Origin of the sequence: Pseudomonas flavocrustae (assembly GCF_029872515.1) — a bacterium.
Lineage (GTDB): Bacteria > Pseudomonadota > Gammaproteobacteria > Pseudomonadales > Pseudomonadaceae > Chryseomonas > Chryseomonas aestiva.
In genome coordinates, this window is the sequence record NZ_JAPDIQ010000001.1 from 111,694 (window position 1) to 136,570 (window position 24,877).

At 67.4% G+C, this 24,877-nt stretch carries 23 protein-coding genes; 6 read left to right on the plus strand and 17 right to left on the minus strand.

Annotated elements, in window-relative coordinates; all coding sequences use genetic code 11:
• Nucleotides 1-67 precede the first annotated feature (67 nt).
• On the plus strand, nucleotides 68-529 hold the full coding sequence (locus OMP44_RS00545; RefSeq protein ID WP_133862755.1) for an Lrp/AsnC family transcriptional regulator: 462 nt from the start codon (nucleotides 68-70) through the stop codon (nucleotides 527-529).
• 521 nt (nucleotides 530-1,050) lie between these two features.
• On the opposite strand, the gene OMP44_RS00550 is transcribed toward OMP44_RS00545, so the two are convergent.
• The 3 genes from OMP44_RS00550 to leuA all read right to left on the minus strand — a co-directional run bounded on the left by OMP44_RS00550 (nucleotide 1,051) and on the right by leuA (nucleotide 7,177).
• Nucleotides 1,051-2,001, minus strand: coding sequence for an aldo/keto reductase (locus OMP44_RS00550; protein WP_280305895.1), 951 nt, complete (start codon nucleotides 1,999-2,001; stop codon nucleotides 1,051-1,053).
• 53 nt (nucleotides 2,002-2,054) lie between these two features.
• Nucleotides 2,055-5,366 carry an EAL domain-containing protein gene (locus OMP44_RS00555; RefSeq protein ID WP_280305897.1) on the minus strand — a complete coding sequence of 1,104 codons (3,312 nt, stop codon included), beginning with the start codon at nucleotides 5,364-5,366 and terminating at the stop codon, nucleotides 2,055-2,057.
• A 140-nt stretch (nucleotides 5,367-5,506) separates the two neighbouring features.
• Nucleotides 5,507-7,177 (minus strand): 2-isopropylmalate synthase, encoded by a 1,671-nt coding sequence (gene leuA / locus OMP44_RS00560; RefSeq protein ID WP_133862752.1) that lies wholly within the window; start codon nucleotides 7,175-7,177, stop codon nucleotides 5,507-5,509.
• A 363-nt stretch (nucleotides 7,178-7,540) separates the two neighbouring features.
• Here leuA and OMP44_RS00565 point away from each other — a divergent pair, with 363 nt between their 5' ends.
• Nucleotides 7,541-7,972: a DUF4174 domain-containing protein gene (locus tag OMP44_RS00565; protein ID WP_133862751.1), complete on the plus strand. Its 432-nt coding sequence runs from the start codon at nucleotides 7,541-7,543 to the stop codon at nucleotides 7,970-7,972.
• Nucleotides 7,973-8,225: 253 nt separating this feature from the next.
• Here the strand turns inward: OMP44_RS00565 and OMP44_RS00570 are convergent, their stop codons facing one another.
• Together OMP44_RS00570 and OMP44_RS00575 are read right to left on the minus strand one after the other, a co-directional pair.
• Nucleotides 8,226-8,894, minus strand: coding sequence for a glutathione S-transferase family protein (locus tag OMP44_RS00570; RefSeq protein WP_133863197.1), 669 nt, complete (start codon nucleotides 8,892-8,894; stop codon nucleotides 8,226-8,228).
• Between the two features lie 27 nt (nucleotides 8,895-8,921).
• Nucleotides 8,922-10,202, minus strand: a complete 1,281-nt coding sequence (locus OMP44_RS00575) for a mechanosensitive ion channel family protein (protein ID WP_187980089.1) — start codon at nucleotides 10,200-10,202, stop codon at nucleotides 8,922-8,924.
• Between the two features lie 112 nt (nucleotides 10,203-10,314).
• Between OMP44_RS00575 and OMP44_RS00580 the strand changes: the two genes are divergently transcribed.
• Nucleotides 10,315-10,704 (plus strand): DUF6491 family protein, encoded by a 390-nt coding sequence (locus tag OMP44_RS00580; RefSeq protein ID WP_133863195.1) that lies wholly within the window; start codon nucleotides 10,315-10,317, stop codon nucleotides 10,702-10,704.
• A gap of 74 nt (nucleotides 10,705-10,778) precedes the next feature.
• On the opposite strand, the gene OMP44_RS00585 is transcribed toward OMP44_RS00580, so the two are convergent.
• The 3 genes from OMP44_RS00585 to OMP44_RS00595 form a co-directional block, all read right to left on the minus strand.
• A complete protein-coding gene (locus tag OMP44_RS00585; RefSeq protein ID WP_280305901.1) occupies nucleotides 10,779-10,985 on the minus strand; it encodes a hypothetical protein in 207 nt (68 codons plus the stop codon).
• A gap of 98 nt (nucleotides 10,986-11,083) precedes the next feature.
• Entirely contained in the window at nucleotides 11,084-11,905 is an 822-nt protein-coding gene (locus OMP44_RS00590; RefSeq protein WP_273862343.1) for a peptidoglycan DD-metalloendopeptidase family protein, read from the minus strand.
• A 76-nt stretch (nucleotides 11,906-11,981) separates the two neighbouring features.
• A complete protein-coding gene (locus OMP44_RS00595; RefSeq protein ID WP_273862344.1) occupies nucleotides 11,982-13,088 on the minus strand; it encodes an L-dopachrome tautomerase-related protein in 1,107 nt (368 codons plus the stop codon).
• 159 nt (nucleotides 13,089-13,247) lie between these two features.
• Here OMP44_RS00595 and OMP44_RS00600 point away from each other — a divergent pair, with 159 nt between their 5' ends.
• The gene (locus OMP44_RS00600; protein WP_273862346.1) at nucleotides 13,248-13,427 is read left to right on the plus strand and encodes a hypothetical protein; all 180 of its coding nucleotides are present in this window, start codon (nucleotides 13,248-13,250) and stop codon (nucleotides 13,425-13,427) included.
• 11 nt (nucleotides 13,428-13,438) lie between these two features.
• On the opposite strand, the gene OMP44_RS00605 is transcribed toward OMP44_RS00600, so the two are convergent.
• Nucleotides 13,439-14,476, minus strand: coding sequence for a purine-nucleoside phosphorylase (locus OMP44_RS00605; protein ID WP_280305905.1), 1,038 nt, complete (start codon nucleotides 14,474-14,476; stop codon nucleotides 13,439-13,441).
• A 72-nt stretch (nucleotides 14,477-14,548) separates the two neighbouring features.
• Nucleotides 14,549-15,928: an exodeoxyribonuclease VII large subunit gene (gene xseA, locus OMP44_RS00610; protein WP_280305907.1), complete on the minus strand. Its 1,380-nt coding sequence runs from the start codon at nucleotides 15,926-15,928 to the stop codon at nucleotides 14,549-14,551.
• Nucleotides 15,929-16,030: 102 nt separating this feature from the next.
• Here xseA and OMP44_RS00615 point away from each other — a divergent pair, with 102 nt between their 5' ends.
• Entirely contained in the window at nucleotides 16,031-16,582 is a 552-nt protein-coding gene (locus OMP44_RS00615; RefSeq protein ID WP_158892809.1) for a sugar ABC transporter ATPase, read from the plus strand.
• 180 nt (nucleotides 16,583-16,762) lie between these two features.
• On the opposite strand, the gene otnI is transcribed toward OMP44_RS00615, so the two are convergent.
• The 6 genes from otnI to OMP44_RS00645 all read right to left on the minus strand — a co-directional run bounded on the left by otnI (nucleotide 16,763) and on the right by OMP44_RS00645 (nucleotide 22,710).
• Nucleotides 16,763-17,542 (minus strand): 2-oxo-tetronate isomerase, encoded by a 780-nt coding sequence (otnI, locus tag OMP44_RS00620; RefSeq protein WP_280305909.1) that lies wholly within the window; start codon nucleotides 17,540-17,542, stop codon nucleotides 16,763-16,765.
• A 15-nt stretch (nucleotides 17,543-17,557) separates the two neighbouring features.
• On the minus strand, nucleotides 17,558-19,018 hold the full coding sequence (locus OMP44_RS00625) for a GntT/GntP/DsdX family permease (protein ID WP_280305910.1): 1,461 nt from the start codon (nucleotides 19,016-19,018) through the stop codon (nucleotides 17,558-17,560).
• Nucleotides 19,019-19,156: 138 nt separating this feature from the next.
• Nucleotides 19,157-19,795, minus strand: coding sequence for a 3-oxo-tetronate 4-phosphate decarboxylase (gene otnC, locus OMP44_RS00630; protein WP_280305911.1), 639 nt, complete (start codon nucleotides 19,793-19,795; stop codon nucleotides 19,157-19,159).
• On the minus strand, nucleotides 19,792-21,084 hold the full coding sequence (gene otnK, locus OMP44_RS00635) for a 3-oxo-tetronate kinase (RefSeq protein ID WP_280305912.1): 1,293 nt from the start codon (nucleotides 21,082-21,084) through the stop codon (nucleotides 19,792-19,794). The genes otnC and otnK overlap by 4 nt, the downstream gene beginning before the upstream one ends.
• A gap of 5 nt (nucleotides 21,085-21,089) precedes the next feature.
• On the minus strand, nucleotides 21,090-21,983 hold the full coding sequence (ltnD, locus tag OMP44_RS00640; RefSeq protein WP_158892799.1) for an L-threonate dehydrogenase: 894 nt from the start codon (nucleotides 21,981-21,983) through the stop codon (nucleotides 21,090-21,092).
• A gap of 22 nt (nucleotides 21,984-22,005) precedes the next feature.
• Nucleotides 22,006-22,710, minus strand: coding sequence for a FadR/GntR family transcriptional regulator (locus OMP44_RS00645; RefSeq protein WP_044341678.1), 705 nt, complete (start codon nucleotides 22,708-22,710; stop codon nucleotides 22,006-22,008).
• Between the two features lie 192 nt (nucleotides 22,711-22,902).
• Between OMP44_RS00645 and dksA the strand changes: the two genes are divergently transcribed.
• Nucleotides 22,903-23,307 carry an RNA polymerase-binding protein DksA gene (gene dksA, locus OMP44_RS00650; RefSeq protein WP_280305917.1) on the plus strand — a complete coding sequence of 135 codons (405 nt, stop codon included), beginning with the start codon at nucleotides 22,903-22,905 and terminating at the stop codon, nucleotides 23,305-23,307.
• A 557-nt stretch (nucleotides 23,308-23,864) separates the two neighbouring features.
• Here dksA and pdxY read toward each other — a convergent pair.
• Nucleotides 23,865-24,758: a pyridoxal kinase PdxY gene (pdxY, locus tag OMP44_RS00655; RefSeq protein ID WP_273861331.1), complete on the minus strand. Its 894-nt coding sequence runs from the start codon at nucleotides 24,756-24,758 to the stop codon at nucleotides 23,865-23,867.
• Between the last annotated feature and the right edge of the window lie 119 nt (nucleotides 24,759-24,877).

Here is a 24,877-nt window from a genome sequence, read left to right on the forward strand (position 1 = left end):
TATCTCTTATTGGCGTTTTCAGGAGAATAGAATTCTCTTAAATAGCTTTTCTGGAGAAAGCCATTTCATGGATCGCTTCGATCGCGCCATCCTCGAGATCTTGCAGCAGGACAGCACCCGACCGGTGGCCGATATCGCCGAGCGCATCGGCCTGGGCACCACCGCCTGTTGGCGGCGGATCCAGAAGCTGGAGGAGCAGGGGGTCATCCGCGCCCGGGTGGCGCTGCTCGATCCCCGGCAGCTCAACGTGGGGGTGACGGTGTTCGTTTCGGTGCGCACCAACCAGCACGCCATGGACTGGCTTCAGCGCTTCCACGAGGCGGTGGCGGCCATTCCGGAGGTGGTCGAGCTCTATCGCATGGCCGGCGACACCGACTACCTGATGCGTATCGTGGTCCCGGACATCGCCGCCTACGATGGCGTCTACAAGCGCCTGATCCAGGTGCCCGGATTGCTGGACGTCAGCTCCAGCTTCGCCATGGAGCAGATCAAATACAGCACGGCCTTGCCGCTGGATTATGTGCGGTAGGGCAGGGCCGTAGCGTGGAAAACCGCGCAGCCTTTTCCACAGGGACATTGGCTGCGTGGGATCACCCTCACCCCAGCCCTCTCCCGGAGGGAGAGGGGGTTGTCCGAGCGGGCGCTGGGTTTTGGCGGGCAGGTAGATGATCAAGCAGCTGCAGAAGTGACTGATGCGTAGCGTGGAAAATGGCCCAGCCTTTTCCACTCTTGATATCGGCTGCGTGGGATCACCCTCATCCCAGCCCTCTCCCGGAGGGAGAGGGGGGGTGTGTGAGCGGGCGCTGGGCTTTGGCGGCCAGGTAGATCATCAGCGGCTGCAGAGGTGACTGATGCGTAGCGTGGAAAACGGCGCAGCCTTTTCCGCTCTTGATATCGGCTGCTGGAGCCACCCTCACCCCAGCCCTTTCCCGAAGGGAGAGGGGGTTGTCCGAGCGGGCGCTCGATATCGGTTGCGTGGGATCTCCCTCACCCCAACCCTCTCCCAAAGGGAGAGGGGGCTGCTCGGTGCGCGTCCGTGGTCGCGACACCTCAGCGATAGGCGCTGACCTGATTCAGCAGGGTGATGTCATCGGCCGGTAGCTGCAGCCGGGTGGCGGCCACCAGGTCGTCGAGTTGGGCCTGGGAGGTGGCGCTGGCGATGGGCGCGGTGATGCTGGGGCGGGCGATCAGCCAGGCCAGGGCGACCTGGGCCGGGGTGGCGTCGTGCTTTTCGGCGATTTCGTCGAGGCCGGCCAGGATGGCCATGCCGCGTTCGTCCAGGTAGCGCTTGACCATCTCCGCCCGCGAACCCTGCAGATCGTCCTTGGTGCGGTACTTGCCGGTCAGGAAGCCGCTGGCCAGTGAGAAGTAGCTGATCACGCCCAGACCGAGTTCCTCGACCACCGGTTCCAGGTCGGTCTCGTAATCCTGGCGCGCATGCAGGTTGTAGTGGGGCTGCAGGCTCTGGTACGCCGGCACGCCCAGGCGTTCGGCGATCCTGGTCGCTTCGCGCAGGCGCTGGCCGCTGTAGTTGGAGGCGCCGATCACCCGTACCTTGCCTTGCTCCACCAGCCGGGCGAAAGCGTCCAGGGTTTCCTCCAGCGGGGTATCCTCGTCATCGCAATGCGCCTGATAGAGATCGATGCGATCGGTCTGCAGGCGCTTGAGCGAAGCCTCCACCGCCTGCTGCACATAGCTGGCCTTGAGGCCCTTGCGGCCTTCGCCCATGTCCATGCCCAACTTGGTGGCCAGGATCACCTGGTCGCGCTTGCCGCTGCGGGCGAACCATTTGCCCAGCAGGGTCTCGGATTCGCCACCGCTGTTGCCCGGTGCCCAGCGCGAATAGACGTCGGCGGTGTCGATGAAGGTCAGGCCTGCCTCGAGCAGGGCGTCCAGCATGCGAAAGGACTGGGCTTCGTCCAGCGTCCAGCCGAAGACGTTGCCACCGAAGCAGAGTGGCGGCACCTGGAGGTCTGAGTGGCCAAGGGTACGAGTGTGCATGGAATCCTCATCCGGTTGGGGGCGTCATGCAGGTTACGACCGATGGCCGCGGCTCAAGGTTCGAGGCGTGATGACCCCGGCCACTCCCGCAGGGGGAGGGGTTTGCCGAGGGCGTAGCCCTGGGCGTAGTCGACGCCGATGGTGCCGAGCAATTCGAAGGTGGCCTGGGATTCGACGAATTCGGCGATGGTCTCGGCGCCCAGGTGATGGGCGACCTGGTTGATGGACTCGACGATGGCGCGATCCAGCGGATCCTGATCGAGGGTGCGGATGAAGCTGCCGTCGATCTTCACGTAGTCGACGCGGAAGTGCTTGAGGTAGGCGAAGGAGCTGAGGCCGGCGCCGAAGTCGTCCAGGGCGATGCGGCAGCCGCGTTCGCGGACCTGGCTGATGAGCGCGGAGGCCACCGAGAGCTTGTTGATCACCGCGGTCTCGGTCAGCTCGAAGAGCAGGCGCTGCGGATCCAGCGGCGAGGCGGCGATCAGCTCCAGCAATTCGGGCAGAAAGTCGGGATCGCTCAGGCTGTTGCCCGAGAGGTTGATGCCCACGTGCAGCTCGGGTCGTTCCTGCAGCCAGGGCACCAGCTCGACCAGCACCTGACGCACCACCCAGCGGTCGATGCTGCTCATCAGGCCGAAGCGCTCGGCGGCCGGGATGAAGGTGGCCGGCGAGATCAGCTGACCCTGGACATCGCGCAGGCGCAGCAGCAGCTCGACGTGCTGCGCGGTGCTGCCGGTGGCGCGAGTGGGGACGATGGTCTGGGCGTGGAGCTCGAAGCGGTGCTGCTCCAGGGCCTCGCGCAGGCCGCTGGCCATGAGGATCTCGCGGTGCTGGCGCTCCACGTCCTCGCTGCCGGCGCGATAGAGCGCCGCGCGATTGCGCCCGGCGTGCTTGGCGGTGTAGCAGGCCACGTCGGCCTGGCTCATCAATTCGGCCGGGCTGCGGGTCTCGGCGGTGATGGCGACGATGCCGGCACTGGCGCCGACGTCGTAGATCCGGTTCTGCCAGTTGAAGCGCACGGCACCTATGCTGGCGATGAGTTTTTCGGCGACGGCCTCGGCCTGTACCAGGTCGCAGTCGCGCAGCAGCAGCGCGAATTCGTCGCCACCGATGCGCGCCACCGCGTCCGAGCCACGCAGGGAATCGCGCAGCAGGGTGCCCAGTTCGCGCAGCAGCAGGTCGCCGGCGGCATGGCCGGCGGAGTCGTTGACCACCTTGAAGCGGTCCAGGTCGATGAAGCACAGGGCATGCTGGGTGGTGCCGGCCTGGGCCTGCTGCCAGGCGGCGTCCAGCTCCTGCTCGAACTTCAGGCGGTTGTAGAGACCGGTAAGGGCGTCGTGGGAGGCGTTGTAGCTCAGCTCGCGCTGCAGGTTGCGGGCATGGGTGACGTTCTGGAACACCAGCACCGCGCCGATGATGTGGCCATCCACCGTGCGTACCGGTGCGGCGGAGTCCTGCACCTCGTGTCTTTCGCCCTGGCGGCTGAGCAGCACCGCGCCTTCGTCCAGGGAGGTGATGGTCTGCTCGCGCAGGCAGCGGGTCACCGGACTGGGCAGCACCTCGTCGCTCTGGCTGTCGTGGATACGGAAGACCTCTTCGTGGGGTCGACCCTGGGCATCCGCCAGCGACCAGCCGGTCAGCTGTTCGGCGACCGGATTGAGAAAGAGGATGCGGCCGTCCATGTCGGTGGTCAGCACGGCGTCGGCGATGGAGGCCAGGGTGACCTGCAGCCGTTCCTTTTCCTCGTAGAGCGCCGTGGTCAGCTGGTGGTGCTCGGTGACGTCGCGGTTGCTGCCGACCAGGCGTACATGACCGTCGGCCTCGACCACCGAGATCAACTCGGAACGGATATGGCGGACCTCGCCGCCGGGACCGCCACGGTTGATGCGAAAGTTGAAGGTGTAGAACATCGACTCGCTGACGACCTTCTCGAACACCTCCAGCGAGCGCGCCTTGTCGTCCGGGTGGATGAAGGTGAGCCAGAAGTCCATGTCCCGGCTGAGATTGTCGGGGGCGATGCCATAGAGATCGCGCAGCCGGGCGTCGGCATTGAAGCCCGGACTGCGGGTGTCCCATTCCCATATCCCCACGTTGCTGGCACGGATGGCCAGTTGCAGCCGCTCGCGCAGCCTGGCGTTGGTCGCCTCTGCGCGGCGCTGGGCGTCGATGTCGCGGGCCTGCAGCAGATAGCCGGTGAGCAGGTCGCCGTCGTCATGGTCGGGCGACAGTGCCAGTTGCATCCACAGCCCCTGGCCGTCGCGGTGCAGCAGACGGCGGGTCTGTTCGCCTTCCTCGATCGTCAGGGACTCTTCGGCGTCGGCGCTCAACTCCTTGAGCAAGCGGCCGTCGAGACTGTGGCGCGGATAGCCGAGCATGGCCTCCAGGGCCAGGTTCACCTGGCTCAGGCGGCCCTCCACCGACAGCAGCGCCATGCCATAGGGCGCGGCGCTCAGGGCATGGCGAAAGCGCGCCTCGTTGCGCGCCAGGCGCTGGTTGTGATGACGGCTCTGCTGCACGGCGGCGGCCAGCAGCAGCGGTGGAATCTGCATCAGGGCCACGGGAATGTAGGTCAGGGCTTCCTGTACCAGGGAGGCGCCGCGGACACCGAGCAGATAACCGTGGGCCACCAGGTAGGTGAAGATCAGGATGTTCAGGCCGCCCACCACTGCGGTACCCGCGGCGCTGAGCCTCAGGGTCATCAGCAGCAGCAGGGTGGAGACGTAGACGAAGGGATAGGGCACGTAGGCCAGCAGGGCGAGCACCAGCCCGGGGCTGATCAGCAGCAGGACGACGAATTCGCGGGCGCCCTGGCGGCTGAACTGCTGCCACTGCAGCGGACGGCGGAGAAAGGCCAGGGGCATCACCACCAGCAGGCCGAGGGCGTCGCCGAGGTACCAGTGCAAGGCGACCCGCAGCAGCTCGGGATTGCCCTGCTGGGCGGCGATCAGCGTTCCCAGAGCGGTGCCGGCCAGGGGTGTCACCAGTACCCCGTAGAACAGCAGGCGGCCCATGGCCGCGACATTGCGTTCGGGATGGAGGATGCGATCGTGCAGCAGCCAGGTGCCGAACAGGATCTCGGCCAGATTGGGTAGGGAATAGAGCGCGCCGATGGCCGGCTGGCCACTGAAGGGCAGCTCGGCCAGGGTGCCGGCCAGCCAGATCGCCAGCAGTTGCAGCGGCCAGCGGCGGGGCGCCGAGCGCAGCAGCCAGGCGATCGCCAGGCCATTGGGCAGCCAGAGGGTGGCCACGGTGGTGGACGCCTGGCGGGTGAAGAGGATGCACAGGACCGAGCTGAGCAGGAACAGCAGTGCCAGCGCGGTGGCGTCACGCAGCGGAGAGGTATTTCGCGACAGAGTGGAAGTCATTGCCTATCCAGACACACTGCTCGGCCGGCAGGTGCCGGGCAGACGAGACGATCCCGAGGAAGTGGGGAGTATCTCCGCTGGTTGGCCATAAAAAAAGGGAATACCGGTCGGTATTCCCTTGGGCTTGACCAACGTCAGCGTCAGGCGGCCTTGGCCTGGGCCTGAGTGACCGCGCGGTTCAGGGCGCTGAGCAGGGCGCGGAAGCTGGCGGTGGTGATGTTCTCGTCGATGCCGATGCCATGCAGCGGACGCTGGCCTTCCAGGCGGACCTCGATGTAGGAGGCGGCCTTGGCGTTGGCGCCGGCGCCGATGGAGTGCTCGTGGTAGTCCATGATCTCCACCGCCTGGGGCAGGCTGGCGACCAGGGCTTCCAGCGGGCCTTTGGCGGTGCCGTGCCAATGCTCGGTACGACCCTCGACGGCGACTTTGATGTCGACGGTGGAGGTACCATCTTCCTCGCGCAGCTTGTGGCTGACCAGAGCGTAGGGGCTCTTGGCCTGCAGGTATTCCTGTTCGAGCAGGGCATGGATCTGCGCCGCGCTCATCTCCAGGCCCAGGCGATCGGTCTCGCGCTGCACCACCTGGCTGAATTCGATCTGCATGCGACGCGGCAGGCTGATGCCGTATTCCTGCTCCAGCAGGAAGGCGATGCCGCCCTTGCCCGACTGGCTGTTGACGCGGATGACCGCCTCGTAGTCGCGGCCGATGTCGGCCGGGTCGATGGGCAGGTAGGGGACCTCCCAGAGGGCGTCCGGCTTCTGCTGGGCGAAGCCCTTGCGGATGGCGTCCTGGTGGGAGCCGGAGAAGGCGGTATGGACCAGGTCGCCGACATAGGGGTGACGCGGGTGCACCGGCAGCTGGTTGCACTCCTCGACGGTCTTGCGCACGGCGTCGATGTCGGAGAAGTCCAGCTCGGGATCGACGCCCTGGGTGTAGAGGTTGAGCGCCAGGGTCACCAGGCAGACGTTGCCGGTGCGCTCGCCGTTGCCGAACAGGCAGCCTTCGACGCGATCGGCGCCGGCCATCACCGCCAGTTCCGAGGCGGCCACGCCGGTACCGCGATCGTTATGGGTGTGGACGCTGATCAGCACGCTGTCGCGGCGGTCGATGTGGCGACCGAACCACTCGATCTGGTCGGCGTAGTTGTTGGGCGTGGCGCACTCGATGGTGGCCGGGAGGTTGAGGATCAGCTTGTTGGCTGGGGTCGGTGCGAACACCGCGATCACCGCGTTGCACACCTCGACGGCGAAGTCGGTCTCGGTGGAGCTGAACACCTCGGGGGAATACTCGAAGCCCCACTGGGTCTCCGGCCGCTCGGCGGCCAGGCGCACGATGGTCTGGCCGGCGGCCACGGCGATGGCCTTGACACCGGCCTTGTCCTGGCCGAAGACGATGCGGCGGAAGCTCGGCGCGCAGGCGTTGTAGTAGTGGACGATGGCGCGCTTGGCGCCCTTGAGCGATTCGAAGGTGCGCTCGATGAGGTCGTCACGGGCCTGGGTCAGCACCTGGATGGTGACGTCGTCGGGGATATGACCGCCCTCGATCAGCTCGCGGACGAAGTCGAAGTCGGTCTGGGAGGCGGAGGGAAAGCCCACCTCGATCTCCTTCAGGCCCACGGCGACCAGGCACTTGAAGAAGGCCATCTTCTTCTCGGCATCCATCGGCTCGATCAGCGACTGGTTGCCGTCGCGCAGGTCGGTGGACAGCCAGATCGGCGCCTTGTCGATGACCTTGTCCGGCCAGGTACGGTCGGGCAGGGCGACGGGCGTGAAGGGACGGTACTTCTGCGAGGGATCTTTGAGCATGGTCATGGGGATTCTTTCCTTGGGCGGGGTCGGGACTTACGAAGCGAACGCGGTCGAGCTTCGCAGTCGTGGACTGACCAGTCGCAGGCAGCGGTGCTGCCGGAGGAGGATGAGGGTATGGGCGTTGTGCATGGCGCTAACGTTAGTCCGCCCAGGGCAGGTCTCGCAATGTTCTTTTTAAAATTGGCAGGAATGTTCGCATAAGGGGTTTTGGTGGAGATTTATTGCCGGTTGTGGCTGTGTATTGGTGATTTATAAATGGGAGGAGAGGTGTTTTTTGTGTAACCCGAGATCGCCGAAGCGACCCCTGGCGCCGGGCCGGGGTCAATGCTGGACGATTCCCGGCAACCGAACGAAAGGAAGGCGTCCATGAAGACTCTCGCACTGGTAGGCCTGGCGACCACCCTGGTCGCCGGTCTGGCCTCAACGGCCCAGGCGGCCGACAACCCTCTGGAGGCGGAACGCTGGAAGACGCGACCACTGATCCTGGTCGCGCCGACGGCCAATGATCCCCAGGTCGCGAAGCTCCGCGAGGAACTGGCGCAGCCGGCCAACCGCGAAGCCTTCGTCGAGCGCGAGATGGTGCTCTATACGGTGGTGGGCGACGCTGGTAGTCGCAACGACGAGCCGCTGCGGCCGGAGCAGACCCGGGCGCTGCTCAAGGCGCTGGACGCCCGTACCGGCCAGCCGGCGACGCTCTATCTGGTCGGCAAGGACGGCGGGGTCAAGGTGCGAGAGCAGCAGGGGTGGTCGCTCAAGGCGCTGTTCGGCACGGTCGACCGGATGCCGATGCGGCGGTAGGGCAGGACCCTCACCCCAGCCCTCTCCCGGGGGGAGAGGGGGTTTTCCGAGACCAGCCGGACGCCGTGTAGGGTGGACAACGGCGCAGCCTTGTCCACGCGGCTAAGGCACCGGGCCGTCAGTGGAAAACGCTGGCGCGGTTTTCCACGCTACGGGGCTGGAGTTTCCCCTCACCCCAGCCTTTCCCCGAGGGAGAGGAGGCGCAGGACCCTAGGTTGGGTTGAGCGTTTAGCGCGGCCCAACAGACCCAGCTTCAAGCGTAGACGTAGGGCCCGCCCTGTTCCAGCGCGCGCTGGTAGGCCGGACGGGCATGGATGCGCTTGAGGAAGTCCACCAGCTTGGGGCGCTTGCCGTTGTCCAGACCGGCGCGGCTGGCGGCGGCTTCCAGCGGGAAGCTGAGCTGGATGTCGGCCGCGGTGAAGCGGTCGCCGACGAACCAGCCGCTGGCGCCCAGCTGGCTTTCCAGGTAGTCCAGGTGCAGGTCCAGTTGCGGCTGGATGAAGCTCGCGGTGGCCTTGGCGGCGATGCCCTTGGCGATGGGCCTGGCGAAGAAGGGCATGGGCGAGGTGGCGATGCGGTCGAACACCAGCTTGAGCAGCAGCGGCGTCATGGCCGAGCCTTCGGCGTAGTGCAGCCAGTAGGTGTAGCGCACGAACTCCGGACTGTCCTGGGCGGGCAGCAGTTGCGGCCCGTAGCGCCGTGCCAGGTAGTCGACGATGGCGCCGGATTCGGCCAGGGTCAGCTCACCGTCGACGATCACCGGCGACTTGCCCAGCGGATGCACCTTGCGCAACTCCGGCGGGGCGAACAGGCCGCCCGCCGCTCGCTCGTAGCGTTGCACCCGATACTCGATGCCGAGTTCTTCGAGCAGCCAGAGCACCCGCTGGGAGCGGGAGTTGTTCAGGTGGTGGACGACGATCATGGTCTTTCCTTAGGCCGGGGCGGGCGATCAGGGCGCCGGGGTGCCCGGTTCGCCGAGGGAGGTCATGGCCTCGCGCGGTTCCAGCCGCCCGCGGAAGTCGCGTCCGCTCGGGTGCTGGAACACATGAAGGCCGAATTCCGGGAGGATGGAGAGCAGGTGATCGAAGATGTCCCCCTGGATGCCCTCATATTGCGCCCACACCGTGGTGTTGGTGAAGCAGTAGATCTCCACCGGCAGACCCTCGCCGGAGAGCGGCATCTGGCGGACCAGCAGGGTCATGCCTTGATGCACCCCGGGATGGGCGCGCAGGTAGCGTTCGACATAGGCGCGAAAGGTCCCCAGGTTGGTGACCCGGCGGGTGTTGACCGGCTCCTGGCCGCGCTTTTCCAGCTTGCGATTCCAGTCCGCCAGTTCCTGCTCCTTGGCGGTGAGGTAGTCGTCCAGCAGGTTGAAGCGGTGCAGGTGCTCGCGCTCGGCGTCGCTGAGGAAGTGCACGCTGTTCTGGTCGATGTTGAGCGCGCGCTTGATCCGGCGGCCACCGGCTTCCTGCATGCCGCGGTAGTTGCGGAAGGAGTCGGTGATGAATCTCTTGGTGGGGATGGTGGTGATGGTCTTGTCGAAGTTCTGCACCTTGACCGTGTGCAGGGCGATGTCGATGACGTCGCCATCGGCGTTGAGCTGGGGCATCTCGATCCAGTCGCCGACGCGGATGATGTCGTTGCTGGAGATCTGCACGCTGGCCACCAGGGAGAGCAGGGTGTCCTGGAAGATCAGCAGCAGCACCGCGGCCATGGCGCCGAGGCCGGAGAGCAGGATCAGCGGCGAGCGATCGATCAGGGTGGCGATCATCAGGATGACCGCGATGGCGTAGATGACGATCTTGCTGACCTGGACATAGCCCTTGATCGGCTTGAGCCGCGCCGAGGGCCGGCGCGAATAGAGCACGTTGACCACGTTCAGGGCGCTGCCCAGGGCCAGGGCGATGGTCAGCACGATGAAGGCGCTGCAGACGTTCTGCACCACGGTGACCAGGGCCTCGGGACGCCCGGGCACCAGTTCGATGCCGATCGACAGCACCAGGGCCGGGACGATATTGGCCAGCCTACCGATGACGCGATGGTGATTGAGTTCGTGATCCTGGCCGAAGGAGGTGCTGCGCAGCAGGCGATAGAAGCCGCGCACCAGGATGCGCTTGACGATCCAGTTGAGCACCCAGGCCGCCAGCAACAGGCCGAGGCAGGCGACCAGGGTGAGCAGTTGCGGGTGTTTTTCGAGGTCGTCGATCAGTCGGGTCAGGGCCGTGGGCATAGGGGGTCTCTTGACGGGATACTACGGACGCCACGTTAGCAAAGCTGCGCCCCGCTTGCCGTATTCGGCGCCCGGGGTCGGTCCAAGGTTCAGCCCTTCCAGGAAAATTTCCATGCGCGTCCTCCCTGCCTTTTTTACCCTCGTCGCCGTGCTGCTGCTCGCCGGTTGCGCCGGACGTCCCTTCGGACCGCCGACCCTGGACGATCGCCTGGCCGAACTCGGCTATCGGCAGGGTGCGGCCATGGACACCATACTGGGCTTCGACCTCTCCGGCTGGCACTACCTGGATACCCGGCACCTGGCGCTGGGGACGGGATTGGGCCGCGCTTACCTGGTGGACTTCGCCGTGCCCTGTCGCAACCTGGCCGCCGGCAATCGCCTCGGCTATCGCTCGCGCGCCGCCGGCCTGCGTCCGGGCGACTTCCTGGTGTCCACCGATGCCCGGGGCAGCCGGATGGAGTGCCCCATCGGCGGCCTGTATCGCCTCGATCCCGTGCGCTGAGTGGCGCAGGGCTGACCAGCTCGCACAGCCCGGAATCCGGTTGTGGCCGGCGATCCGTCTTGCCTGCGAGCGGCCTAGCGCTCCACCGGCTCGCGCTTCTTCCACCAGCCGGCGAACAGGCCGACCGGATAGATCGTCACCATGACGGCGAACACCACCCAGGTGCGCCAGGACCAGGCCGACAGCACGAAGCCCTGGGAGAAGCCTACCAGCAGGTAGCAGGCCGCGGTGACCAGCAGGATGCTGCCGAGGGCGCTGCCGAAGCTAGGTCTTGGGGTCATGGCGGCGGTTCCAAGTCGGGCCAGAGGAGGGCGTCCCTTTTAAGCCAGCGCCGGACGCCTGGCAATGCCCCCGACTGCAACCAATTGTTTGCTGCCGGTCAGGGCTTGAAGGCGCCGATGAAGATGCTCGGGTCGACCCGCACGTCATTGAGACTGACGTTCCAGTGCAGATGCGGACCCGTGGCGCGGCCGGTGCTGCCGACGCGGCCGACCACGCCGCCGCGCGGGACCTCCTGGCCGATCTGGACATCGATGCGCGAGAGGTGGCAGAACATGCTGATCAGGCCCTGGCCGTGATCGACGAACACCGTCTTGCCATTGAAGAAGTAGTCACCCACCAGTACCACCTTGCCAGCGGCCGGGGCCTTGACCGGCGTGCCGGCGGGCACGGCGAAGTCCAGCCCTGAATGCGGGTTGCGTTCCTGGCCGTTGAAGAAGCGGCGCAGGCCGAAGGGGCTGGAGAGCGGACCCTCCACCGGCTTGTCCAGCAGCAGGTTGCTGGGCTGGTTCGGCGAGAACAGCCGGTAGGCGGCCTGCTGTTCGGCCAGTTCGCGCTCGAAGCGCTTGAGGTCCTCCGGGTTGGGCGTGACCTGGCGCTGGTTCTTCAGGGTGATGCGCTGCTCGGCGTAGTGCCGGCTGCCGACCGTGAAGGCCTGGGGCGCGGCGCCGGCGACCTCCAGCGGCTGGCGACCCGCGGCGGTGCCCAGGGGGATGCCGACGATGGCCACCCAGCCGTTGCCATCCTTGACCACCAGCACCGGCTTGCCCTGGTAGCGCACCCGCGGCGCGGCGTCACCCGGAATGGGGACCACGGCGACGCCGCCCGGCACGGGCTTGTCCAGCAGGCGTTGCAGGTAGGTGCCCGCATGGGCGGGCAGGGTCAGCAGCAGGCAGCAGAGCAGGGCGAACAGGCGGGGCATGGGCGCATCCGGTGGCGAAAACGCCCATGCTGGAGCAGGCGAGGGCCCCGGGGCAAGGTGCCCCAGGCCCCCTTGGTCAGTTGGGGACGATCTTGTAGAGCACGGTTTCCAGCGCCGGCTTCTGCTTGGGATCGAAGAAGCTCATCTCGGGGATACGCGAATCCGTGACATAGACGGTGCCATCCGGACCACGGCCGAAGGTGTCCGGCCAGACCAGTTTCTTGTCCTGCACCAGGGTGGTGAGCTGGCCGTTCTCGCGGATCTTCACCGCATGCTCTTCCACCGCGCTGACATAGAGGCGCCCTTGCGGGTCCATCAGCAGGCCATCGGCCGGACCGTTCTCGCCGACCTTTTCCACCTTGGCCGGCAGGCTGCCGAGTTCGTCGCCCTGCAACGCCGCGGTAGGAATGCGGTAGAGGGTATTGCCCTTGACCGCCTGCCAGTAGAGGTAGTCGCCGGCCGGGGAGAGGGCGATACCGTCGGCGGAGAATTCCACGCCACGGCCATCCGGACGCACCAGCGGCTCGCCATCGGCCTTGACCTTGACGCCCTTCTCGGCCTGGGTGCTCGGATCGCCATCCAGGGCGCGGCGGGCCTTGCCGCTCTCCAGATCCAGCACCACCAGGGCGCCGCGGGCACCGGAGTCGGTGATATAGGCGTGGCGGCCATCCGGGCTGAATCTGACGTCATTGAGGTAGCTGCCCTGGGGTGCCACGCTCTCGTCCAGTGCATAGACCTTGCTCACCTGATTGCTGGCCAGGTCGATCTTGACCAGCTTGGGTGCGCCGGGCACCACCAGCGCCTGGGCGGGAGCGCCCGGGTCGATCACCCAGAGACTGCCACGACCGTCGGCCACCACGGATTGCACGCAGACCCAGTGATTGCCCGGGGTCAGCTCGTCGCGCTTGGCATTGCGCCAGCCGTTCCAGGCCGGGTCCGGATAGGGCACCAGGCTGCCGTCGGGCCTGAGTTCGGCCACCGAGACCTCGCTGTCTTCGGTCCAGCGCGGGAAGTTGACGAAGATCCGTCCGCTCTCGCTGACGGTCACGCCGGTGACCTGGTGATCGAAGCTGGCGACCTTTTCCAGTTTGGCGCCGGATTCGGCGGCCAGGGCGACGGGTGCCAGGGGCAGGGCACTCAGCAGGGTGGCCAGGGCGAGGCGGGAAAGGGCAGGTCTGGGCATGGCGGATTCCTGATAGGTGACCGGAGAAGCCGGTCCTGCAGGTAAGACTGCGCCATCCACCTGGAAGATCGCCAGGGCCGACCGCCGGCTTGGCGGTGACCTGGGCGGGAACGCCCGGGGAAATCCCGGGGTCCTTCTTCAAACCCCAGGGAGAAGACCATGCCTCGTACTCTTGCCAGCAGCTTGGCGCTGCTGACCCTTGGTGCCCTGCTCGCCGGTTGCGACAAGTCACCGGAAACGCCTTCACCCCAGCGCAGCGAGGTGGTACAGAAAAGCGCGCCGGGTAGCGATCCGGCCGCCCAGTCACCCGAGCGGACCGTGGAGCAGCCCCGCCGGTAGGGCTCAGAGTCTCAGCTCGCCGGCACGCCCTTTTCCCAGACGTCCCAATGTTCGACGATCTCCTGCACCAGCGGATTGCCGGTGCGATAGAGATTTTCCAGGGCCGGAGCGAAACCGCCCTGCTTGGCGTAATCGAGCAGATTGGCCACCTCGGAGGCGCCCTTGGCCGGGCGGTCGAAGTCGGAGCCGGCGCGGACCACCGCCAGACGTTGCAGGTCGACCTTGCCCAGGCGGCTAGCGCGCAGCAGCGCTTCGTAGGTGGCGTTGTCTTCCTGCTGGGTGGTGCAGTAGCGGCCCTGGCCGTCGGTGACCAGGCGGGTCCATTCCTCGGCCCGTTCGGAGAGGCGGGTGCCGGAATACCAGGTATCGCCGGCCAGGGTGTCGCAACGGGTCACCACCGGCGGCTGGTTGGCCGGGGCGTAGTCGTAGGTCTGGCGCCAGGCCTTGGATTCCGCACTTTCCGTCAGCTCGGCCTGGCGGGACAGGGCATAGGCCTTGTCTCTCAGCTGCACATTGAGTTCGAACACCTCAGTCTTGTAGTCCAGCGGCGGTTTCTCGCCAGGCCCGCGGGTATTGATGCCCAGGTAACCGGTGGGCCAGTCCTTGGGTACGTCACGGGGATCGAGCTCCCACTGGATGCCGAAGTCGACCAGGTAGCGCGCCCAGGCGGTGGTGCCCAGGGTGCCTTCCTTGGGACTGATCCCGGCGATACCGGCGACCAGGAAGTAGGTGTGCTTGAGGTCGAATTTGGGCGACAGGGTCAGCGCCAGGGTCGAGGCGGCGGCGTTGGCATGCCCCATTCCGGTGGTCATCAGGCACACCCGTGCCTCATTGCAGAGCACATCGGGATAGTCGGCGGACAGCCCGTCGACGGCGACCTTGTGGGTGAGCTTGAGGCGATCGATCCAGGTCTGGGCCTCGGGGGCGAACATCGCCACGAGCATGACCTTGGGTTGCAGCGGCGCGGCGGGCGGGGTCGTGGCCTGGGCCGCGCCGGCCAGCAGGGCGGTGGTGAGGGGAAGCAGGGAAGCGCGCAGAAGGGAATGCATGGAGGGCCTCGGTAGGGGAAATCCTGACCGAGGGTTCAAGATGCATGCCACCATCGGTCCGGGTTGGACCGATTAGTCCAACAGAGACAGAGTGGTGGGTTCCTGGTGATTGTCCAGTACCCGCACCGCCAATTCACCCTCGGCGAGCCGGGCAGTGAGCTTCTGCCCATTGGCGACCTCGGCGGCGGCACGCACGGCGTGACCGTGTTCGTCGAGCAGGATGCTGTAGCCGCGACCCAGGGTGGCCAGGGGGCTGACGATCTGCAGGGTCTGGACGGTACCGGCCAGGCGCTGCTGGCGCTCCTTCAGCTGCCGCTGCATGACCCGCGGCAGGCGTTCGGCCAGTTGCTCCAGCCGTTGGCGCAGCAGGGCCAGCTGGCGCCCGGGATGCTGGCCGGCCAGGCGGGTGTCCAGGTGCGCCAGGCGATCGCGGCGGCGATTCTGGGCGATGACATAGGCGCGGCGCAGGCGCAGATCCAGGTCGTCCAGCCGTTGGGCCTGCTGGCGCAACCGCTCGCCGGGGTGACGCAGGCGCCGGCTGCAGGCGTCCAGGCGCAGCCGTTCGCGGGCCAGCCGTTCGCGCATGCGCAAGAGCAGTTGGCGATGCAGGCCGTCCAGGCGCTGGCGCAGGTCGGCGCTATGAGGCGCGAGCAATTCCGCCGCCGCCGACGGGGTAGGGGCGCGGACATCGGCGACGAAGTCGGCGATGGAGACATCGGTCTCGTGCCCCACGGCGCTCACCACCGGGGTCTGGCAGGCGGCCAGGGCGCGGGCCACGGGTTCTTCGTTGAAGCACCAGAGGTCTTCCAGGGAGCCGCCGCCGCGCGCCAGGATCAGCGCATCGAAGCCCTGGCGATCGGCCAGTTGCAGGGCGCGGACGATCTGGGCAGTGGCCTCGCGGCCCTGCACCGCGGTGGGGATCAGCGTCAGTTCGACCTGGGGCGCCCGTCGCTTGAACACGCTGACGATGTCGCGGATCACCGCGCCGGTGGGCGAGGAGACGATGCCGATGCGCTGCGGATGGGCGGGCAGTGCGCGCTTGCGTTCGGCGGCGAACAGTCCTTCGGCGGCGAGGCGCTCCTTCAGCGCCTCGAAGGCCAGGCGCAGGGCGCCGTCGCCGGCCGGCTCGACGCTGTCGAGAATCAGCTGGTAGTCACCGCGGCCTTCGAACAGCGAGACCTTGCCGCGCACCTTGACCGCCAGGCCGTCGCGTAGCGCCTGGCGCACCCGGCTGGCGTGCTGGCGGAACAGCGCGCAACGCACCTGGGCCTGGCCGTCCTTCAAGGTGAAATAGAGGTGGCCCGAGGCGGGCTTGGCCAGGTTGGAGATCTCGCCCTCGACCCAGACCTGGGCGAAGACATCTTCCAGCAGCACCCGGGCGCGGCTGTTGAGCTGGCTGACGCTGAGCACCTCGCGATCGAGACCGAGGCGGGCGAAGGGATCCTTGAACATGGGGCGCTTTCTGTGGCTTTCGTCGGCCTCACCTTAGCAGCTCTGGGCGCGCGGCGAGCAGCCCATTAAGCTGCGCGCCCCTTCCTTCGAGACGCGTGTTCCATGACCCTGCGCCAGACCATCCTCGCTCCCCGCATTTCCAGCCATCCGCGGGTGGAGCGCACCGCCGTGGAGATTCTTGGCTGGCTCGCCGCCAGCGGCGTGGTCAGGGCCGAGGCCTCGCCCTGCCTGCCCAGTCGCGGCCGGCGTGGCCATGCGCCGGGGCCGCGACTGACCGAGGTGCTGCGCCTGGCGCCAGGCATGGACGATCCGCGCGACTTCGCCGACGGCGGCCTGGAGATCGTCACCGAACGCTGCATCTTCACCCCGCTGGCCGGCTTCGAGGGTCGCGCCCGCTGCCCCGCCTGCCGCCGCGAGATTGGCGAGGCGCTGTTCGAGCACCTGGAAGTCTGGATGCCGGCGGAAAGCGACAACTTCGCCTGCCCGGAATGCGCTCACGAAGACGACATCAACGGCTTCGATTTCCCCCAGCCCTGCGCCTTTTCCGACCTGGGCTTCATCTTCAACCACTGGCCGGCGCGGGCCTTCGCCCCGGCCTTCCTGGAGGAATTCCGCCGACGCCTGGGGCAGCCGTTGGCGGTGGTGGAGGTGTAGGGGCGAGCGTTTTTAGCGCGGCCATGGCGGTCCGCGATAGCCCCGTAGGGTGGAAAACCGCACAGCGTTTTCCACCGGGCCTAGGTGCCTGACGGTGGACAAGGCTGCGCCGTTGTCCACCCTACAAACCTAATCGTAGGTTGGGCTGAGACGGCTCTATCGTCGAAGCCCAACAGGGACTCAGGCCTTGAGCTTGCGCAACCACTCCAGCCCGGCCGAGGTGTCGCCGCGGGGGCGATACTCACAGCCGATCCAGCCGTCGTAGCCGAGGGCGTCGAAGCGCTCGAACAGATAGGGATAGTGCAGCTCGCCCAGATCCGGTTCGTGGCGATCGGGTACCCCGGCGATCTGCACGTGGCCGATGCCGGCGAAGTCGCGCTCGAAGGTCTTGCTGACGTCGCCCTCGACGATCTGGCAGTGGTAGCAGTCGAACTGCACCTTCAGATTGTCAGAGCCTATGGCCTGGCGGATGGCCTGGGCGTCATCCTGGCGATTGAGGAAATAGCCGGGCATGTCGCGCGGGTTGATCGGCTCGATGAGAATCGTCACCCCGGCCTTGGCCGCCTGTTCGGCAGCATGGGCCAGGTTGCCCAGGTAGGTGTCGCGGGCTCGGGCCCGGTCGACTCCGGCGGGCAGCAGGCCGGCCATCACATGCACCAGGCGATTGCCCAGCACGGCGGCGTAGTCCAGGGCGCGGTCGATGCCGGCGCGGCATTCGGCTTCGCGACCGGGCAGGGCGGCCAGGCCACGTTCACCCGCGGCCCAGTCACCGGGCGGGGCGTTGAACAGCACCTGGGTCAGGCCCGCGGCGTCCAGGCGTGTCTTGATCTCGGCGGCGGTGTGCTCATAAGGAAAGAGGTATTCCACGGCCTGGAAGCCATCCGCCGCGGCGGCGGCGAAGCGGTCGAGGAAGGCATGCTCGGGGTAGAGCATGCTGAGGTTGGCGGCGAAACGGGGCATGGCTTGTCTCCCAGATCAGACGAAGGGCCAGAGCAGCAGGGTGATGGCGAAGCCCAGGCACCCCAGCAGGGTGGTCAGGACGGTCCAGGTACGCAAGCCGTCGGCGACGCTCAGGCCGACCAGCTTGGTGAAGATCCAGTAGCCGGCGTCGTTGATGTGCGACACGGCCAGACCACCGGCGCCCATGGCCAGGCAGAGCAGGGCCATGTGGTTGGCCGAGAGGTCCAGGGTGGCGATCAGCGGGCCGAGGATGCCGGCGGTGGTGACCAGGGCCACGGTGGTGGAACCCTGGACCGCGCGCAGCAGCAGGGTCAGCACGAAGCCCAGCGCCAGCACCGGCAGGCCGGTAGCGCGCAGCAGCTCCGAGACCACCGCGCCGATACCGGTGTCCACCAGCACCTTGCCGAAGACGCCGCCGGCACCGGCGATGAGGATGACCATGGCTACGCCGGGCAGCGCCGAGCCGATGACGTCCGAGACCTGTTCGCGCGACCAGCCGCGGCGGAAACCCAGCACATAGGCGCACAGCAGGGTGTCGATCAGCAGCGCCACCAGGGGCGCGCCAATCACGGTGAAGATGTCGCGCAGCAGGTTGCCGGCCGGTAGCCAGCTGGTGGCCAGGGTGCCCAGCAGGATCAGCACGATGGGCAGCAGGATCAGGGTCACCACCAGGCCGAAGCCAGGGGCCGGGGCGGGCGGCAGGCCGGCGGCGAGGCCGGCCGGGGTCTCGTCGACCTTGACCGCGGCGGCGCCGAGGCTGGGCAGGCCGGGGGCCATGTCCTGACCGCGGCCCCACTGCTGCAGGTGGGTGTCGGTGATCTGCGGACCATAGACGTCGCTGCGGATGTCGTCGGTCATGGGGTAGTGACGACGGGTCATGCGCCCGGCCACCCACCAGCCGATCAGGGCCAGCACGGCGGTGATCGGCAGGCCGAGCAGCAGCACCCGACCCAGGTCGGCGCCCAGCTGGCCGGCGGCGGCCACGGCGCCCGGGTGGGGCGGCAGCATGGCGTGCACGGTGAGCATGGTGGCGCACATCGGCAGGGCGAAGACGATCAGCGGCTTGCGCGCGGTGCGGGCGATGCCATAGGCCAGCGGCATCAGCACGATCACGCCGACTTCGAAGAACACCGGGATGCCGACCAGGAAGCCGGCCAGGGTCAGGGCCAGCGGCGTGCGTCTGTTGCCGAAGCGCTCGATCAGCGTCTTGGCCAGGGCCTCGGCACCGCCGGAGAGTTCGATGATGCGGCCGATCATGGCGCCCAGGGCGATGATGATGGCGATGTGGCCGAGGATCTTGCCCATGCCGCCTTCGATGGTGGCGACCAGCTTGGACGGTTCCACGCCAGCGGCCAGGGCCACCAGGATGCTCACCAGCATCAGCGCCACGAAGGGCTGGAATTTGTACTTGAGAACGAGGAACAGCAGCAGGGCGATGCCCGCCGCGGCGATGAGGACCAGCAGCAACGGACTCATGAGCGGGACTCCGGGCGGGTAGGGCTGACGACGTGGGACATGGCACTTTCCTCGCTATTGTTGTTTTTCCAGGGCAAGCCGATCCCGCGACGGCCGGCGAGGGCCATCGTGGGGTGTTGCGGTAGCGCGGGCTTTAGGTCACCAGACGGCGCCGAAGGTCTCCGCCAGTTCGGCCAGGGCGGCGGCATCGAGCGGCGCCGGGCGTGGCTCGCTGAGCAGCCACAGCCGCGCGGTTTCTTCCAGCTCCTCAAGGGCGAAGCTGGCCTTGCTCACACTGCTTTCCCAGACCACCGGACCGAGGCGTTCGAGCATCACGCCCCTTACCCGGTTGGCCAGTTGCGCCACCTGCTCGGCGACGCTGGCGGCGCCGGGGCGGGCATAGGGGATCAGCGGGATATGGCCGACCTTCATCACCTGGTAGGGGGTGATGGGCGGCAGGATGTCGTCCGGGCGCCAGACCCCGGTCAGGGTCAGGGCCACCAGGTGGGTGGAGTGGGTGTGCACCACGCCGCCCACGCCGGGATTGCGGTCGTAGACCTGGCGATGCAGGGCCAGGGTCTTGGATGGCTTGTCCCCAGAGACCCAGTCGCCTTCCAGGCCGACCTTGGCGATGGCCGCCGGATCGAGGCGACCCAGGCAGGCGTCGGTAGGGGTGATCAGCCAGCCGTCTTCCAGGCGGGCGCTGATGTTGCCGGCGCTGCCCACGGTGTAGCCGCGGGCATAGAGGCTGGCGCCGACGGTGCAGATCTCTTCGCGCAGACGGGCTTCGACGCTCATGCCTGCTCTCCTGCCAGCTGGCGCAACGCCTTGGCGAAGAAGTCGCGGCTGCCGAAGTTGCCGGACTTGAGCGCCAGGGCCAGGGGTTCGCCCTGCACCTGGCCGAGGGTGGCCGGCACGCCCGGATCGATCTGGGCGCCGATGCGCAGGGCCTGTACGCCCAGGGCCTGGACCACGGCGCCGGAGGTTTCGCCACCGGCCACCACCAGACAGCGTACGCCTTGGTCGAACAGGCCGCGGGCGATCAGGCCGAGGGCGCGCTCCACCAGTTCACCGGCGCGCGCCACGCCCAGCTCGCGCTGGATGGCCTTGACCTCGTCGGCGGGACTGGTGGCATAGATGAGCACGGCCTGGCCCTGCTCGCGCGCCCAGGCGAGGGCGGCGTCGATACTGTCGTCACCCCGGGCCAGGGCCAGCGGGTCCAGGCGCAGGGCCGGGCGACCGGCTTCCAGCCAGGCGGCGACCTGGCCATTGGTGGCCTGGGAAGCGCTGCCGGCCAGCACGGCTTCGCCACCGGCGGGCAGCGCCAGGGCGGCAGCGTCATGGGCCTGGAGCAGGCCGGCGCGGCGGAAATTCTCCGGCAGGCCCTGGGCGATGCCCGAACCACCGGTGACCAGGGGCAGCTCGGCACAGGCCGCGCCCAGGGTATGCAGATCGGCGTCGGACAGGGCATCGGCGATGGCCAGGCGATGACCCGAAGTACGCAGTTCGGCGATGGCCGCGCGCACGGCCTCGGGGCCCTTGGCGACCTGATCGTAGCGCAGCAGCCCTACCTTGCCACGGCTCTGCGCCTGCAGCACCCGCACCAGGTTGGCGTCGCCCATGGGCGTCAGCGGGTGGTGCTGCATGCCGGACTCGCTGAGCAGCTGGTCCTGCACGAACAGGTGGCCGCGGAACAGGGTACGCCCGGTTTCCGGGAAGGCCGGGCAGGCCAGGGTGAAATCGCAGTCCAGTGCCTCCTGCAGGGCCTCGGCTACCGGGCCGATGTTGCCTGCGGCGGTGGAATCGAAGGTCGAGCAGTACTTGAAGAAGAATTGCCGGCAGCCGCGCTGGCGCAGCCAGGCGAGGGCGGCCAGGGATTCGCTCACCGCCTCGGCGGCCGGCGTGGTGCGGGATTTCAACGCCACTACCACGGCGTCGGCCGCTTCGAGTTCGGCGTCGGCCGCGGGCACGCCAATCACCTGCACGGTGCGCATGCCGCCACGTACCAGCATGTTGGCGAGATCGGTGGCGCCGGTGAAGTCGTCGGCGATGCAGCCCAGCAGCGGGCGGGTCTCGGTCTGGCTCATGGGTTTCACTCCGCCGCCTTGGGCAACTCGATGCCCGGGAAGATCTTGATCACTGCCGAGTCGTCTTCACGACCGAAGCCTGCGGTGGAGGCCTGCATGAACATCTGGTGGGCGGTGGCCGACAGCGGCAGCGGGAATTTCGAGGTGCGCGCGGTATCCAGCACCAGGCCCAGGTCCTTGACGAAGATGTCCACGGCGGACAGCGGGGTGTAGTCGGCCTTGAGGATGTGCGGTACGCGATTCTCGAACATCCAGGAATTGCCGGCGCTGTGGGTGATGACCTCGTAGAGGGCGTCCGGATCGACGCCTTCGCGCAGGCCCAGGGCCATGGCCTCGGCGGAGGCGGCGATATGCACCCCGGCCAGCAGCTGGTTGATGATCTTGACCTTGGAACCCTGGCCGGGTGCATCGCCCAGGCGATAGACCTTGCCGGCCATGGCGGCCAGTACCGCCTCGCCCTTGGCATAGGCTTCCGCAGTGCCGGAGGTCATCATGGTCATCTCGCCACTGGCGGCCTTGGCGGCGCCCCCGGAGAGCGGGGCGTCCAGCAGCAGGATGCCGCGCTCGGCCAGGCGCTCGCCCAGCTCGACGGCGTAGGCCGGGGCCACGGTGGCGCAGGCGATCACCAGGCTGCCCGGACGCAGGGCAGAGGCGGCGCCGCCTTCACCGAACAGCACGGCTTCGGTCTGCTCGGCATTGACCACCACGGTGATGAGGATGTCGCAGCTGTCGGCCAGGGCCGCAGGCGAGGTGCAGGCTACGCCGCCTTCGCTGGCGAAGCTTTCCAGCACGCTGGCGCGCACGTCACAGGCATGCACGGCGAAACCCGCACGCAGCAGCGAACGGGCGACGCCCAGACCCATGGCCCCGAGACCGATGACACCGACGTTGTCTTGCATCTTGTTGTTCTCCGTAAAAAGGTCAGGCGAAGCCGGCCTGCCGCAGGCGGCGGGCGGCGTTGTAGATGTGCTGGCGGGCGGCGTTGGCGGCGGCCAGGGGATCGCCGAGGCGGATGGCGGCGACGATGGCCTGGTGTTCTTCATGCACCTGGCGGGAGAAGTCCTCGCGCCGCGCCTCGTTGGTGCGGGTGATGCGCGTGGCCGTCTCCAGGTACTGGCTGACGAATTCCAGGGTCCTGATGAAGTAGGGATTGCCGGTGGCCTGGGCGATGGTGCGATGGAAGGCCACGTCGGCCCGTACCCCGTCATGGCCGTCGGCGACCTCTTCGTCGATGGCGGCCAGGGCCTCGTCGATGGCCACCAGATCGGTCTCGCTGCGATTGATGGCGGCTTCGGAGGCGATCTCGGCCTCGATGGCGCGGCGCAGGTCCAGCAGGTGGAAGACGCTGCCGGGCAGGCTGGCTTCGTCGGCGTCGATGCGCAGCGGGCGGATGCTGGCGTGGGCCGTGACGAAGATGCCGCGCCCCTGCTGGGGCTGCAGCACGCCTTCGTTCTTCAGCCGCGAGATGGCCTCGCGCACCACGGTGCGGCTGACACCGAAGGCTTCGGAGAGCAGGGCTTCGCTGGGAATCTTGCTGCCGGGGGCGAAGACGCCGGCTTCGATCTTGTCCAGCAGCTGCTGAGCGACGCTGTCGCTCAGCACATTGGCGGGAACCTTGGCGAACATGGAGACCTGCTTATGTGGTTGTAAGGTTGTCATACAGGTTGTGACGCTACTTTCGCACAGGCTTTTGCCGTTGTGTAGTGGTTTTGGCGGAGGCACTACGGAATTTTTGTGATGGGTTCTACGACTGGCAGATGCAAGCTAGAGCCACTGATAAGTGTTATAATATAACATTTACCGGTTGAGGGCTGCCTCATGACTTCTGAAGAACTCCTGGCACAACCTGCCGCGGACTACATGAACGAGGTCCAGCGGGAATTCTTTCGTCGACTGCTGCTGACCCAGCGTGGCGACCTGCAACGCCTGATCGACGAGCAGGTGGAGGACCTGCGCGGCCTGGACACCCACGGCGATCCGGCCGATGTCGGCAATGCCGAGCGGGAACGCCAGTGGCAACTGCGCCAGCTGGAACGGGAAAAGAAGCTGCTGGACAAGATCGACGAAGCCATGGAGCGCCTGGCCCGCGACGACTACGGCTGGTGCGAGGAGACCGGCGAACCCATAGGCCTTGCCCGCCTGCTGTTGCGGCCTACTGCGACCCTCAGCGTAGAAGCCAAGGAGCGCCAGGAGCAGCGCGAGCGGCATCTGCAGTCGTCGTGAGCAGCGGTAGCCGGGCTTTCCCTCACCCCAACCCTCTCCCAGGGGGAGAGGGGGCAAAGCGGACCCGCAGGTTGGGTTGAGACAGCCCCATCGTCGAAGCCCAACAGAGCGGGTAGGGTGGAAAACCGCGCAGCGTTTGCCACGCGCTCAGGAGTTACCCTCACCCAACCCTCTCCCAGGGGAAGAGGGGGCAAAGCACACCCGTAGGTTGGGTTGAGACAGCTCCATCGTCAAAGCCCAACAGGCGGGTAGGGTGGAAAACCGCGCAGCGTTTGCCACGCGTTCAGGGGTTACCCTCACCCCAGCCCTCTCCCAGGGGGAGAGGGGGCAAAGCGCACCCGTAGGTTGGGTTGAGACAGCTCCACCGTCGAAGCCCAACAGGCGGGTAGGGTGGAAAACCGCGCAGCGTTTTCCACGCGTTCAGGGGTTACCCTCACCCCAGCCCTCTCCCAGGGGAAGAAGAGGCAAAGCGAACCCGTAGGTTGGGTTGAAACAGCCCCATCGTCGAAGCCCAACAGCGCCCGGCACCCTTGGGCTTCGCTGGCGCTCGACCCGACCTACGAAAGCCGCTGCGCTTCGAACAATTCGCCTGGCCGCACGATCTGCTCGCGGGCGGCGATCAGCGGCAGGTCGCGGCTGCCGGGGCCGGTGCGGGCGACCAGGGCGTAGAGGGCGCTGACCGCATGGGACGCCGCGGCGGGTGTGGACTGGCCGTTGAGCAGCTGGCCCAGCAGCACCGCGGAGAAGACGTCGCCCATGCCATTGGGCAGCGGCTGCAGGTCCAGGTAGGGCGTCTGCACCAGCCAGGCATCCGCCGCCTCCACCACCAGGGTGCTGAGGACGTCGGTGGGCAGGTCCGGGGTGCGCAGGCTGGTGATGACGATGGTCGTGGGGCCCGGTTGGCCGCGGCGACCGAGCAGCAGCCGGGCGGCGTTCACGGCGTCGGCGGTGTCGGCCAGTGGCTGGCCGTGCAGCAGCTCGAATTCGTACTGGTTGGGAGTGATCAGGCTGGCCTGTTCGATGGCGCGGCGGCGCAGGAAGTCGGGGATGCCGGGGCGCACGAAGATGCCGCGGCCGACGTCGCCCATCACCGGATCGCAGAGATACTGCAGGTCGCCGCGCTGACGGCGGATCTCCTGCACCACGCCGAGGATCACCTCGCCGATGGCGGCGTCGCCCAGGTAGCCGGAGAGCACGGCCACGCAGCGTTCCAGCACGCCGCGGGCGCGCAGGCCGTCGAGCACGTCGTGGATGTGTTCGGGCGGAAAGACCTGGCCCTTGAATTCGCCGTAGCCGGTGTGATTGGAGAATTGCACCGTGTTGACCACCACCGGCTGCAGGCCGAGCAGTTGCAGCGGCAGGGTGGCGGCGGCATTGCCGACGTGGCCGTAGGCGACATGGGACTGGATGGACAGCACCAGCGGCGGCTGGGCGGGCAGGGCGGCGGGCATGGCGATCTCTCGGGCGGCGGGCTCGGGGCAGGAGCCGGAAGGGTGGAGGCCTGCAGCTTACCCCAGCCCTTCCGGCGAACCCTAACCCGCCTGCGGCGGTCTGCATCGGCAGTGCAGAT